Annotated in this window: 11 protein-coding genes and 1 riboswitch; all 11 genes read right to left on the bottom strand. The window is 62.5% G+C overall.

All coding sequences use genetic code 11. The annotated features are described in order from the left end of the window. Positions 1-61: 61 nt before the first annotated feature. On the bottom strand, positions 62-2,326 hold the full coding sequence (metE, locus tag AB1402_02725) for a 5-methyltetrahydropteroyltriglutamate--homocysteine S-methyltransferase (protein MEW6540517.1): 2,265 nt from the start codon (positions 2,324-2,326) through the stop codon (positions 62-64). 182 nt (positions 2,327-2,508) lie between these two features. After that, positions 2,509-2,691, bottom strand: a riboswitch (cobalamin riboswitch). 107 nt (positions 2,692-2,798) lie between these two features. Further along, positions 2,799-3,167 (bottom strand): type II toxin-antitoxin system VapC family toxin, encoded by a 369-nt coding sequence (locus tag AB1402_02720; protein MEW6540516.1) that lies wholly within the window; start codon positions 3,165-3,167, stop codon positions 2,799-2,801. Beyond that, positions 3,168-3,365, bottom strand: a complete 198-nt coding sequence (locus AB1402_02715; GenBank protein ID MEW6540515.1) for a type II toxin-antitoxin system VapB family antitoxin — start codon at positions 3,363-3,365, stop codon at positions 3,168-3,170. Between the two features lie 353 nt (positions 3,366-3,718). Next, entirely contained in the window at positions 3,719-4,435 is a 717-nt protein-coding gene (locus AB1402_02710) for a hypothetical protein (protein MEW6540514.1), read from the bottom strand. Positions 4,436-4,597: 162 nt separating this feature from the next. Beyond that, complete coding sequence (locus AB1402_02705; protein MEW6540513.1) at positions 4,598-6,196, bottom strand: glutamate synthase-related protein; 1,599 nt, start codon at positions 6,194-6,196, stop codon at positions 4,598-4,600. After that, positions 6,193-7,284 (bottom strand): glutamine amidotransferase family protein, encoded by a 1,092-nt coding sequence (locus tag AB1402_02700; GenBank protein MEW6540512.1) that lies wholly within the window; start codon positions 7,282-7,284, stop codon positions 6,193-6,195. The genes AB1402_02705 and AB1402_02700 overlap by 4 nt, the downstream gene beginning before the upstream one ends. Positions 7,285-7,350: 66 nt before the next feature. Next, entirely contained in the window at positions 7,351-8,682 is a 1,332-nt protein-coding gene (gene glnA / locus AB1402_02695) for a type I glutamate--ammonia ligase (protein MEW6540511.1), read from the bottom strand. A gap of 278 nt (positions 8,683-8,960) precedes the next feature. Continuing rightward, on the bottom strand, positions 8,961-9,539 hold the full coding sequence (locus AB1402_02690; protein ID MEW6540510.1) for an ANTAR domain-containing protein: 579 nt from the start codon (positions 9,537-9,539) through the stop codon (positions 8,961-8,963). 298 nt (positions 9,540-9,837) lie between these two features. Continuing rightward, a complete protein-coding gene (locus AB1402_02685) occupies positions 9,838-11,415 on the bottom strand; it encodes a glutamate synthase-related protein (protein ID MEW6540509.1) in 1,578 nt (525 codons plus the stop codon). 106 nt (positions 11,416-11,521) lie between these two features. Further along, the gene (locus AB1402_02680; protein MEW6540508.1) at positions 11,522-12,859 is read right to left on the bottom strand and encodes a glutamine synthetase family protein; all 1,338 of its coding nucleotides are present in this window, start codon (positions 12,857-12,859) and stop codon (positions 11,522-11,524) included. 167 nt (positions 12,860-13,026) lie between these two features. Next, positions 13,027-13,638, bottom strand: coding sequence for an ANTAR domain-containing protein (locus AB1402_02675; GenBank protein MEW6540507.1), 612 nt, complete (start codon positions 13,636-13,638; stop codon positions 13,027-13,029). Positions 13,639-13,666: the final 28 nt, after the last annotated feature.

Genomic DNA, 13,666 nt, shown 5'->3' with positions numbered 1-13,666 from the left:
ACGGCCACCGATTCCGGTGCAATCTGTCCAATGTAAACATGCCCCCAGGCTTGAGGCTCCGTCAGTCGGGACGATACTCCGTGCGCAAGCGTCGTGCTGCTTCAATCATTTTTTCGAGTGCCGCCGTTACCTCTTTCTGCTGTCGGGTTTTCAGGCCGCAATCCGGGTTAACCCATAGTTGCTCGGGGTGTAACACCAGCAAGGCCTGCCTGATGACGCGTTCCATTTCTCCCACTTCCGGTACGCGGGGGCTGTGAACATCGTACACGCCGAGGCCGATATCCCGTTGGTAGGCGGAGCGTTTGAAGACTTCGAGGAAACCACCCCGGCGGGCGGTCTCGATGGAGATCACATCGGCGTCCATAGCCTCGATGGCCTCCAGGATATCGCCGAATTCAACATAACACATGTGGGTATGAATCTGGGTGTCGGGACGCGCGCCTCCGGTGGCCAACCTGAAGGCGCTTACCGCCCAGGACAGGTAGGACGCCCTCTCTTCGGTCTTAAGCGGGAGTCCTTCACGCAGGGCGGGCTCATCGACCTGTACAACCGCCAAGCCGGCCCTTTCCAGATCGGCGATCTCGTCGCGAATGGCAAGAGCCACCTGGTAAGCTATCTGTTCCGACTGGAGATCCTCACGTATAAACGACCAGTTAAGCATGGTCACCGGTCCGGTAAGGATGCCTTTCACCGGTCGCGGTGTCAGCGATTGCGCGTAGAGGGTCTCCGCCAGAGTCAGCGGCGTATCGCGATATACGTCGCCGTATAGAATCGGCGGTTTGACACAGCGCGAACCATAGGACTGCACCCAGGCGTTGGTGGTTACGGCAAACCCTCGCAGCTTGGCGGCGAAATATTCGACCATGTCGTTACGTTCAAACTCACCATGCACCAGCACGTCCAGACCCAATTGCTCCTGAATTCCGATCCATTCGGCGATTAGATCCCTGATAAGGGCCTCATAATGTTCCTCGCCCAGTTCATCCCGCCGCCGCCGCGCTCGTGCCGCCCGCACCTCCGACGTCTGGGGAAAACTACCGACCGTAGTCGTGGGGAACAAGGGAAGGGCAAGACGGCGGGACTGCGGTCTCCGGCGTTCGGCGTACGGGGCGGCCCGCTGGAAATCAGTCTCCTTGAGAGCCAAGACACGCTTCCTGACGGCGGGCGACACCCGGCCGCTCAGCTCCGCCAGAGCCCGCTGTGCCTGGTCGGCAGCCGCCAGTTCCGCCGCCACCGCAGTCTCACCTTCCCTCACCGCCCGGGCAAGGGTGCGCAATTCGGCCAGCCGCTCATCGGCAAAAGCAATACCGCGACACAAGGCCGAAGGCAGATGAGATTCATCGGCAGTGCTTACGGGGAGGTGAAGCAGGCTGCACGAAGGTTGCAGCCAGATGCTTGTCGCGGGTACGTGAAAACACACTCTGTGCAGCAAATCCAATTTTTGCCTCAGGTCGGTGCGCCAGATGTTGCGGCCGTCAACGATCCCTACGCCGAGCCGTTTATCCGGGGGAAAACCGTGCCGCTGCAAGTTGGCGATGTTCTCCGGATAACCGTGGACGAAATCAAGCCCCAACCCGCCGACCGGCAATGCCGCCAGCCACGCATACCGGCCCAGGCCGCCGAAGTATGTCTGGAGCATTATCCTCAGCCCGCGCAAGCCCTCGGTCATCTCCCGGTATATGTCGGTCAGGGCTTTTGTCTCCTCTTCGGTCAGGTCGAGAATCAGCGACGGCTCATCCACCTGCACCCAGGTTGCGCCGGCCGCATCCAACTCACGCATGATCTGTGTGTAAAGGGGGCTTAGCTCATGAAGCGCCCGCCGCCAATTCGGAGCGTTCTTGGACAACTTGACAAAAGTGAACGGGCCCAACAACACCGGTTTGGCGTTGCCGTTCAGAATGTCCTTGGCCCGCAGGTAGGCATGGAGCGGCAGGTTCTTGACAAGGACGGGCTTCCTTTCCCACTCGGGGACGAGGTAATGATAGTTGGTGTTGAACCACTTACGCATGGCGCACGCCAGCGCGTTGGGACCACCGCGCGCCATCGCGAAGTAAAGGGATAAGCTGTCGCCGGCTTCTTCAAACCGCTCCGGCACGAGTCCGAACATCACGGTGGTATCCAGAACGTGATCGTAAAGCGACAGGTCACCCACGGGGACCAGTTCCACGCCCAGGCGGACCTGATGACGCCAGTGCGCTTCCTCGAGGCGGGCCGCACCGGCGAGCAGGCCCTCCTCATCCAGTGCTTTTCCCCAATAGGCCTCCAGAAGTCTTTTTAAAGTGCGTTCCCGTCCCATGCGGGGGTAGCCGAGGTTACTGACCAGCATCTGCAACCATCTCCCGTCACAGAATTAAAAGACCCTGCCCCGGTTGACTCGGGGAGGGTCCCAGCATGCAAAATCCCGCCTCTCCCGCTGCCTGCGCACGTACATTCCGGGCAGACGCACGGATGAGAGTCCTTGGTTTTTCGAACACGCTGCTCCCCAGCCCCTCGACCGGAGGCAAATAAAGGAGCACCGACAAAGCAGGCAGGTCTCCTGGCTCGCGGTCATCGTCGCCACACCCGCCTTCCCGGATTGCCGGTGGCGTCCTGGGGGGCGACTCAGCGCATACAGTAGCGGGACTGCTCAGGAATCGCACCTGATTCCCTATTATCCCCCGGTAAAGGGGCACCTGCTCGTCCTTTATGTGCTAGAGGTCATTTTAGCACGGACGCCGGCGGCCGTCAACACTCCCAAAACAATACTACAGCCGCAGTCCAGGCGGTTTGGGGACCGCCGGGATCCAGGTTTATAGCAGTCATTGGTTCATGGTATGTGATACCCCAAGCAAAGAAGCTGTTTCGCTCATTTTTTTGTCAAGCGTCCACAGCGGGACATTTGTCAGCATCGCGGAAGCCAGCAGATGCATGTCGATGTAACCCAGCCCCTTCCCCATCAGACGATGATTTTCGATAAAAGTCATAATTTCCTGATGTTCCGCATGGACGGCCTTGGGAAGCGCGTCCAGGCACGAGAGAATTTCCGCCCTGTTCCTGAGATTTCCACAGGCGAGCTCACCGGCAATGAAAGCGTGGGTCAGGGCATGTCCTTTGATTAACAGCTTTTCAAGGCCACTATTTCCATCGCGGAGATGAGCCACCCATACCGATGTATCGACAAGGACCATCTAAGCTTCACCAGGTCTTCTGCGGGTGATCGTTTCCAGCGTTTTTTCGGTCCCCCCAAGCCTGGCCAGGCGCTTGCCGCTTTCCAGGGCGATTAACGCTTCCAGCCCAAGCCTGACCAAAGAAGTCTTCTCAGTGATGCCGGTTAACTCCTTAGCCTTCTTAAGCAATTCGTCGTCAATATGCAAGGTTGTTCTCATTAGATTCCCTCCTTTAGGGTTACAGGTAAACGCATAAAGTTTTTGCCCCCTTATTTCTTCCGGCTATACATATGGTTCTATTTTTTCCGCTCCCGCTCCTCCACCACACGTGCTCGTTCGTCGATGAATATACACTTGTTATATCAAAATAACGATACCCTTAACAAGTAAACCATGCAAAAAGCCGAGCAAGGACGGACAGCCTTATGCTTCCGTAACAGCATTCCTTGCTCGGCACACATAGACACACTTCCGAAGTTGGAGCCCATCGGAACACAGCCAAAACCGTCAAGCAGTGACATTGCCCATCCCTTGAAGAGGATAGGCATATGGGGTGACTCAAAATGCTTGCTCTAATGGGTGTACAGCCGCCCGTACGGGCGGTGGGACACCGGAATCAGCTTGTGGAATTCGGCGCCGCGGACGGCGGCCGGGTCCCGGCCGAAGTGCCGGCAAAACTCGTCCAGGAGCGGGTCCAGGAACCGCCGGTCCGCCTCATCCAGCGGGAAAAGCCGCACTTCTTTGCCCAGGGCGTGCTCTTCCGGACGGCCCCGGAGGTAGATCACTCCACCGTGCATGCCGGTCCCCAGGTAGTCCCCGGCCAGGGGTTCGCCCTCCGCCCGGTCCAGTCCCAGGAGCACCAAGCGGCCGCCGGCCATGTATTCCCCGAAAAAGGCGCCCGCCGTGCCCCCGACGACGATCACGGGCACCTGGTTCTGGTATTCCTTCATGTGGATGCCCACCCGGTAACCAACGTTCCCACGGATAAAAAGCCCGCCCCCGCGCATCCCGTACCCGAGGACGTCCCCCGCGCTGCCGTGGACCACCACCGTCCCCGAATTCATGGTGTTGCCCACCCCGTCCTGGGCGTTGCCCTTCACGGTGATCGCCGGACCGTTCATAAACGCGGCCAGGTCGTTTCCCGGCACGCCGTTGATAACGATGCGCACGCCGGGGACCTCCACCCCGGTACCGATGTACCGCTGGCCGTTTACGTTTTCCAGCCGGAAGTCGGTTTCCCCGGCCCTGATCGCCTCCCGGATTCGCTGGTTGAGCTGCCGGTAGTGCATTCCTTGAGCGTCGATCCGCAGCACCGGCGCATCCCTCCTTCTCCTAGCCGGCACGCCTGCGTGCCGGAAAGTGTATTTCGGATCTTTATATTCGGTCGTCGGTCGTCAGTGTGAAAACCACTGACTACTCACCGACCACCAACCACCGACCACCAACCACCATTACATGCCCGCATTCTTGATCCCCAGCACCCGCAGGTCGCTTTCCTGCAGGCCGACGCCGCGCAGCCGGAGCCGGCTGCCCCGCAGGCTTTCCACAGCGTTGAGCCCGAGCGCCCCCAAGATCTCCTTTAGTTCCAGCGACCAGCCCCGGATCAGGTTGGTCAGGTTCTCGGCCGCCCGGTCCGGGTCAAGCCGTTGGGTCAAATGGGGTTTCTGGGTGGTGATCCCCCAGCTGCAGTTGCCCGTATAGCACTTCTGGCAGAGACGGCAGCCCATGGCGATCAGGGCGGCCGTGCCGATCGCCACCGCGTCGGCCCCCAGGGCGATTGCCTTGGCCACGTCCCCGCTGTGGCGGATGCCGCCGGAAACCACCAGCGAAACGTGGTTTCTGATGCCCTCCTGGCGCAGCCGGTCGTCGACCGCGGCGAGCGCCATCTCGACCGGAATCCCGACGTGGTCCCGGATGGCCAGCGGCGTGGCCCCCGTGCCGCCCCGGAACCCGTCGACCGTGATGATGTCGGCCCCGGCCCGGGCGACGCCGGAGGCGATGGCGGCCACGTTGTGCACCGCCGCGATCTTCACCGACACCGGCTTCGTGTACTCGGTGGCCTCCTTCAGGGCGTAGATCAGCTGGGACAGGTCCTCGATGGAGTATATGTCGTGGTGCGGCGCCGGGGACAGGGCGTCGCTGCCCACCGGGATCATCCGGGTCTGGGACACGCCCTCGTCCACTTTCTCCCCGGGAAGATGCCCCCCGATGCCCGGCTTGGCCCCCTGCCCGATCTTGATCTCCACCGCGGCGCCGCGCCGCAGGTAACCCGGGTTGACCCCGAAGCGGCCCGAGGCCACCTGGACGATCATCCAATCGGCGAAGGGGTAAAGGTCCTCGTGCATGCCGCCCTCGCCGGTGTTCATCACGACGCCGCAAGCCTTGGCGGCCCGGGCCAGCGCCTTTTGGGCGTTCAGGCTGATCGCCCCGTAGGACATGGCCGGGAAGACCAGCGGGGTGTCCAGGCGGACCGCCGGGGCGAGCCTGGTTTTGAGCACGGCCCCCCCGGGCCCCGGCCCCGGTTCGAGTTCAAGCCCGTCCGGCCGCGCCCCCAGGTAGGTCCGCAGCTCCATCGGCTCCCGCAGGGGGTCGATGGACGGGTTGGTCACCTGACAGGCGTCCAGCACCATGTGGTCAAAGTAGCTGAAGTAGGCCTTGTCGTTGCCGGCGCCGGTCAACACCATGCCGCCGGTGTTTGCTTGCCGCCAGATGTTTTTCAGGTATTCCGGCCGCCAGTGATGGTTCCCCCGGTAGGCCAGGGGGTTCGGTTGGACGCTGACGGCGCCCTCCGGACAGTGGCTCACGCAGTAGTGGCACTGCACACACTTGTGGTGGTCGGCGACCACCCGGTCGGTAACGTTTTCCCTGATCCGGGCGAGCACTTGCTGCAAGTCGCCCTGACCGTGCTTGAAAACGCCCATGGCGTCTCTCCAGGCACCGTGCGCGAACGCCAAGGTCCCGAAGCCGCACCCGCGGACACACTCCCCGCAGCGCCGGCAGCGGCCCTCGTCAATGCGCACCAGGTATTCGGGCGGCAGGTAGTTGCTCATGCGACCACCCCTTCTTCCAGCCGGGCGACGGCCATTTCTCCGGCCCGGATGCTCCCCACTTCGTCCAGGTCCCCGGCAATCACCCGGATGGCGCTTTCCTCGCTGCCCATCAGGATGAGGTCCCCCTTTTTGCCGGTCACCATGGGCCGCAGCTTGATCCGGTCGTTGAGGCCGACCATGGCGCCCTGAAAGGCCACAATCACGCTGAACGGGCCGTTTAACATCGCCGGGCCGTAAACCCGGCGCAGGGCGGTATAAAGTTCCCGCTCGCGGTCGTCCATCCGGTCGATGGCCTTCCAAAAAGGCGGCGCCAGGGCCCGGCACACCAGGTCCAGAGGGATGCCGTGGCGCCGGTGCAAAAGGTCGAACAGGTAGGCGATCACCTCGGTGTCGGTCTGCAGTTCCAGGCAGTAGCCGAACATTTCCAGGTAGCGCTTGTTGATGCCGTAGGAGGAGATTTCCCCGTTGTGGACCACCGACCAGTCGAGCACCCCCAGCGGGTGGGCCCCGCCCCACCAGCCCGGGGTGTTGGTCGGGAAGCGGCCGTGCGCCACCCACATGTAGCCTTCGTACTCCTCCAGACGGTAATAGCGGGCGATGTCCTCGGGGTAGCCCACGCCCTTGAATACGCCCATGTTCTTGCCGGACGAAAACACGAACGCGCCGGGAACCTCCCGGTTCACCGTCATCACGAAGGTGGTGACGTAGTCGTCGTCCTCCCAAAGCCCGCTCGCCCCGTCTTCCCGCACGGGGCGGACAAAATAACGCCACAACAAGGGCGCCTCCCCGATCTCGGGCAACGGCCGCGTCGGGATCGGTTCGGACTGGGCCACGTTGAAATGGCTGCGCAGGTTTTCCTCGGTGTCCACGCGCGCCTGCGGGGTTTCATACATCAAATGCAGGGCGTAAAGGTCACGGTACTCAGGATAGATCCCGTAGGCGGCAAACCCGCCCCCCAAACCGTTGGAACGCTCGTGCATGCAGGCGATAGATCTGGTAATGGCCTCGCCGTTGAAACGGATTCCCTTCGTGCTCATAATGCCGGAGATCGCGCAACCCGAAGGAATCCGCACCATTCCTTCCCGCATCTCTTCACCCACTTTCTTTAAGGCGCCGGGTCTGCCGGCGTGCTCGGCCGCGGCGGCGACCGTTTTCTAGTAGTTGACCAGGTAGCGGTCTACTTCCCACGGCGTGATCTGAATCCGGTACTCGTTCCACTCCGCCGTCTTGGCCTCGGTGAACTTGGTGTAAATGTGCTCGCCCAGAGCCTCACGCAGCACCGGGTCGGCCTTTAGTTCACCGAGCGCTTCCTCCAGGCTGCCCGGCAGGCTGGTGATGCCCCGCTGTGCCCGTTCCGCGTCGGTGATGTGGTAGATATTGATCGGGAACCGCGGCGGCGGGTCGATCTTTTCCGTGATCCCCTCCAGGCCGGCCGCCAGGTTCACCGTCAGCGCCAGGTAGGGGTTGCAGGCCGGGTCCGGGTTGCGCAGTTCCACGCGGGTGGATAAGCCCCTCTTCTGCGGTATCCGGATGAGCGCGCTGCGGTTCCCTTCGGCCCAAGCCACGTACACCGGCGCTTCGTAGCCCGGTACCAGCCGCTTGTAGGAATTCACCGTCGAGTTGGTGATCGCCGTCATCGACCGGGCGTGCTTCAGGAGCCCGCCGATGTAGTAGTAAGCCTCGGCGCTCAGGCCGTCAGGCTTCGCCGGATCGTGGAACGCGTTTTCCTCGCCCCGGAACAGGGACTGGTTCATGTGCATCCCGGAACCGTTGATCCCGTAAACCGGCTTGGGCATAAAGGTCGCGTGCAGACCGTGACGCTGCGCCAACGTCCGGACCACGAACTTGAAGGTGACGATTTTGTCGGCGATGGAAAGCGCGTCCGAGTGCTTGAAGTCGATCTCGTGCTGTCCGGGCGCCACTTCGTGGTGCGAGGTTTCAATCTCAAAGCCCATCTCCTGCAGCGCCATCACCATCTCCCGCCGGGCGTTCTCGCCCTTGTCGACCGGGGACAGGTCGAAGTAGCCGGCCTTGTCGTGGGTCTCCAGCAAAGGCTTGCCGTCGGCGTCCACGTGAAACAGGAAGAACTCCATCTCCGGCCCGGCGTGCATGGTGTATCCCATCTGCTTGGCCCGGTCCAACACCCGGCGCAGGCAGTTTCGCGGGCAGCCGGCGAACGGCGTGCCGTCGGGATTGTAGACGTCGCAAATCAGGCGCGCCACCGCGCCGTCCCGGGGCCGCCAGGGGAAGATCACGAAGGTGTTCGGGTCCGGGCGCAGATACATATCCGATTCCTCAATCCGGGCAAAACCGTGAATCGAAGACCCGTCAAACATCAGCTCACCGTCCAGGGCCTTGTCAAGCTGATCAACCGGGATGGCGATATTCTTCAACACACCCATGATGTCGGTGAACTGCAACCGGACAAACTTGACCCCGAGCCGCCTGGCCTTCTCCAGAATTTCCTGCTTAGCCGCAGTTTCCACTTTAAACCAACCCTTTCTTGAATTTATTTTTGGAGACAAACAAAAACGCCCGGTCAAAGGAGCGGTCTTTTGGCCACCGCCTTTGAAAGGGCGTCATTGCCTCTTTCCGCGGGTACGTCCGTGTACCCTCGCGCTATTCTTTTTGAGCTTACTCCAAGGTGTGCTACCCTGAAAATAGAATCTGGGATAAACATTTTCATCCCCGCAAGAGCGACGATGAATCGTCGTGAGCGACTACCCTGGGCATTGCCTCCGATGAAGCCCCGTCGTGTGGAGGTTCAGACGTTGTGCGCCAGGATGATCGCCTCGGCCACCGCCCGCATGGAGAGGCGCCGGTTCATACTCTGCTTCTGGATCCGCCGGAAAGCCTCGGCCTCCGTGAGCCCGAACTGGGACATTAGGATGCCCTTGGCCCGCTCCACCACCTTCCTGGTGTCCAGTTCCTCTTTCAGTTTCACCAGTTTCTGCTCCAACTCCAGCACCTCGGCGTAGTGGGCCAGGGCCACCTCGACCACGGCCAGCAGGCTGACTTCGTCCACCGGCTTGGACAGGAAACCGGCCGCCCGCACCTCCCGGACGCGGGCCATCATCTCCCGGCCGAAGGCGCCGGAGATCAGGATGACCGGGGCCAGGCGGTCGTCGTGCACGATGCGGGCCAATTCCAGGCCGCTGACTCCCGGCAGCGAGACCTCCGCCAACACCAGGTCGGGTTGCCGGTCACGGATCATCTTCAGGGCCGTGATGCCGTCCTCGGCTTCGCCGATCACCAGGTACTCCGCCTGGCTGAGCATCCCCTTGATGTTGGTTCGGCCGTGCGTATCCGGGTCCACCAGGATCACCCGTTCCTGCAGTGCCAAAAACCTTACCCCCCAGAACGAAAACGCATTTTTAAAAATTAGGATGGGCTCAAAAATAAATGCCCCGCCAGACCGGACCACGGTCTGCCAAGGGCATCATCGCCTCTCCCGGATACTTCATCGTACCCAGACTGTTTGGTTGTCTAGCGTTATTATATGACCGTATTTCCGCGTGTCAAGTCTTTTTTCTTCGTTTTTCAGCAAGTATACATTATCCCGGTGTCCGGTCGACTTCCGCGATTAGGGGGACAGTCCCCCTAAGGCCCAAAGGGGACTGTCCCCTTTCTGTCCCCTTGCATTATCCCAGTATCCGGTCGGCTTCCGCGGCGTCGGCGTCCATCAGGTAGGTGATGCCGGTGATCTCGGCCGCTTCCCGGGTGAGCGCCACCAGGTCGTCGCGGGTGATGTACTCCAGGGCGAACTTGCGCGCGCCGCACATGAACTGGCGCAGGCCCTGGGCCAGCCGGGCGAAGTAGGTGTAGACGCCGATCGCCCCCACGGGCAAACGGTCGTATTCGGGTCCGAGCTGAGCCCGGAGCGCGGTGGCCAGGATGAAAACCCGTTCGACCCGGTTCCCGTAGGCCTGGTACTCGGGCAGCACCCGCCCCTGCCTGATCGACTCGCCCACCGTTTTGCCGACCATGGCCGCGGCGAGCGGGGAGCGGGCCATCCCGATAGCCTTGACGTAGGGCGCGCTCAGGGCGAAGCCCTTGAACATGTGGTCCTCCAAGGTCAGACCGCCGGCGATGCAGACGGGCGGAATGTAGGCCCCCTTCGCCGCCAGCCGGTCGCAGTACCGGGTCAGGAGCGCCTGCAGGTACAGGGTGGGCATCCCCCACTCGTTCATCATCCGCCACGGGCTCATTCCGGTGCCGCCGCCGGCACCGTCGACCGTTAAAAGGTCCAGCCGGGCGTCGGAGGCGAACTTGACGGCCCGGGCCAGGTCGGCCGGCCGGTAGGCGCCCGTCTTCAAGAAAATATATTTGGCTCCCGCCTGGCGGAGTGAGGCCACCCGCTCGGCGAAGGACTCCCACTCCACCATCCCGATCCGGGAGTGGCGCTCGAATTCCCGCAGGGCCCCCTCCTGGTAGGCCTCCTGGACCACTTCGTCCTCCGGGTCCGGCAGGACGATGTAACCGCGCTTTTTCAGTTCGAGCGCCCGCTCGATGCTGCTCACCTTCACCTCGCCGCCGATGTCTTTGGCCCCCTGGCCCCACTTGATTTCCACAACCTCAACGCCGAGCTTCTCGATACAGTATTCCTGCACGCCCAGCCGGGTGTCCTCGACGTTGGCCTGCACCCCGATGAAGCCCGCGCCCCGATACCAGTCCTGGAAAGCGCGCACCCGCCCCTCCATGTTCGGCGAGTACACCACGCGCCCGTTCCTGATCTCCGAATTCGGGTCCATGGCGCAAACGTTTTCCCCGATCAGGATCCCGGCTCCGGCCAGGGCCACGCCGGCGGCCAGGTGGTCCCAGTTGTTCGCGGCGATATCGGTGGAGCCCATGGCCGGAACGACCAGCGGGAAATCCAAATGCAGGTCGCCGCCGGCACCCAGGCTGGTTTTGAGGTCCACGGCCGGAAAGATGGCCTTGTCCGGGTCCGGTTCAATACCGACCGCGCCCACGGCGGTGCCCATGATGTTCAGGTGCGAGTAGTCCACCGGGTACTTTTTCTGTCCGGCCGAGGTGGTCTTGCCGAACGGTTTGGGATAAAGCAATTCCTTCCCCCGCACGGCCGAGCGCGCGATTTCGCAGAATCCGGGGCAGCCGTCCAGGCAGGTCACGCACATCCCGCTCTGGGGGCACTTGCTTTCCCCGGTGCGCAGCCTCGTGGTGGTGGCTGCGGTGGCGTTGGTGCCACTACTAAGATGCATCTTGGTAGACTCCCCTCTCCTTTTTTTTGCCTTAGGGGGACAGTCCCCTTCGGGCTTTAGGGGGACTGTCCCCTTTTCATCCTGAACCGGGTCCGACCAACGAAGCCTAGTAACGGGCCAGATAGGTGTCGATCTCCCAGGGGTGCACCGCGGCCAGGAAAGCCAGCCACTCCTGTTCCTTGACCTCGGCGTAGCGGCGGCAAAACTCGTCCCCCAACGCGCCGCGGAGCACGGCGCTGGTGGTAAATGCCGAAAGCGCCGCTTCCAGGTGCCGGGGCAGCCCGTTGATGCGCGCTGCGGCCCGGAGCCGGTCCAGGTCTCCGTCCACCGTGCCGGGTACGGGCTCCGGCAACTCGAGCCCGCTGTCCACCCCGTCGAGGCCGGCGGCGAGGATTCCCGCCAGAGCCACGTAGGCGTTGGCCGTCGGGTCCGGGCTGCGGAGCAACAGATGTGGCTCGCCTCCCGCCGGCGCGGGAAAGCGCAGCATGGCGGCCCGGCTGTCGAAAGACCAGGCGGCCAGGGCCGGGTGAAAACCGTCCGGCCCCAAGCGTTTATAGGAATTGACCAGGGGATTGGTCACGGCCGACAAGGCGGGCGCGTGCGCGAGCAGTCCGGCGGCGAACCGGCGGGCGGTGGCGCTGAACCGGCCGAGGTCATCCCCGTCCGCGAACAGGTTTTGCTCTTCGCGCCAAAGGGTCAGGTGCAGCTTCACTCCCGAACCGCGCCCCCCCGCCAGCGGCCGCGGCATGAAAGAAGCGTGCAGGCCGTGCCGCTGGGCCACGGTCCGCACCACGAACTTGAAGGTGGTGATCCGGTCGGCCGTTTCCAGCGCCTCGCCCTCACCGAGGCCGATCTCGTGCTGGCCCGGGGAGGCCTCGTGGTGCGACGACCGGACCTTGATCCCCATTTCTTGCAGGGTGAGGACCATGTCTCGCCGGGCGTTCTCGCCCAGGTCCACCGGGGCGAGGTCGCAGTATCCGGCCTGGTCGTGGGTCACCGTGGCGGGCAGGCCCTGTTCCCCGGCGTGGAAGAGGAAGAATTCAATTTCGGCGCTGATCCGGAACCGCCACCCGCGCTCCCCCAGGGCTTGCAGGTTCCGGCGCAGTACACTCCGGGAACAGATGGGATAGGGATTCCCGTCCAGGTCGGCCACATGGCAGATCAATCGGGCCACCGCCCCGTCCCGTGGCCGCCAGGGAAAGATCACGAACGTTTCCGGGTCGGGGACGAGCAGGATCTCTCTTTCCCGGCTGCCGCTGAAACCTTCGACGATGGCGCTGTCAAAAGTGAGCCGGCCTTCCAGGGCGCGGTTCAGCTCCTCGACGGTGATGGCCAGGTTCTTGAGGGATCCGGTGAAATCGGTGACCTGCAGCCGGACGAATTTCACACCGGTTTCCGCGGCCAGGGCCAGGACTTCTTCGGCCGCCCGGCGGTTGATTTCCATAGTAGACTCCCCCTTTTCAACTCAAAAAGAAATGCCCCAAGCAGGCTCCCCACGGGAGTCCACCTGGGACATCGTTGCCCCAAAAACGTTATGATTAATCTAACCAGTCCCTATTATATTGTGAAGAGACGACAAAAGGCAAGCGTTTTTTCGCGCTTTGTGCTTTCCTACGGTTGGTGATTCTTGTCCCGGCCTTTCTTCCCTTGGCCGGAGGAGAGCTTCTCAATCACCTCCCGGGCCATTCCGGCCAGCGGCCGGCAGGTGTCCATGCTGAGTTTCTGCAGGTACCGGTACGCCTCCGGCTCGGTGAACCCCTTCTTTTCGACCAACAGGCCCTTGGCCCGCTCAACGAGTTTTCTGGACTCCAGGGTCTTCTTCAGGCGCATGTTTTCCTGCTCTAGGGCCAGCAGGCGCTTGAAATTGGACCGGGCTATTTCCACCGCCAGGTACAGATCATCATCGCTGTACGGAACCAGCAGATAGCTGAAGAGCCACCCCGTGCCCGACAGTTGCGCAAGCCTGGTGCAGTCCGCGGTGACGAATACGATCGGGGCCAACCGGTGATCGTCGATGACCTGGGCCACTCCCAGTCCCCCGTAATCCGGGAGGGCGGGGTCCAGCAAGACCAAGTCGGGCTGGGTCTCAAAGGCCAGGCGCAACACGTCCTTGGCCTCCCATACCCGGCCGATCACCAGATGACCGGCTTTAAGGAGCTTGGCCCCGAGCTTCTTGGCCTCGGCCTCGTCCTTGACCGCAATCAGGACGCGCAGTTGCGGCATTGACCTTCCCCTTCTCCAGCGCTGCCAC

The sequence above is a fragment of the Bacillota bacterium genome, from assembly GCA_040757205.1.
In the GTDB taxonomy this organism is placed as follows: Bacteria; Bacillota; Desulfotomaculia; order Desulfotomaculales; family Desulforudaceae; genus Desulforudis.
This window is presented reverse-complemented; position numbering and strand designations above follow the sequence as displayed.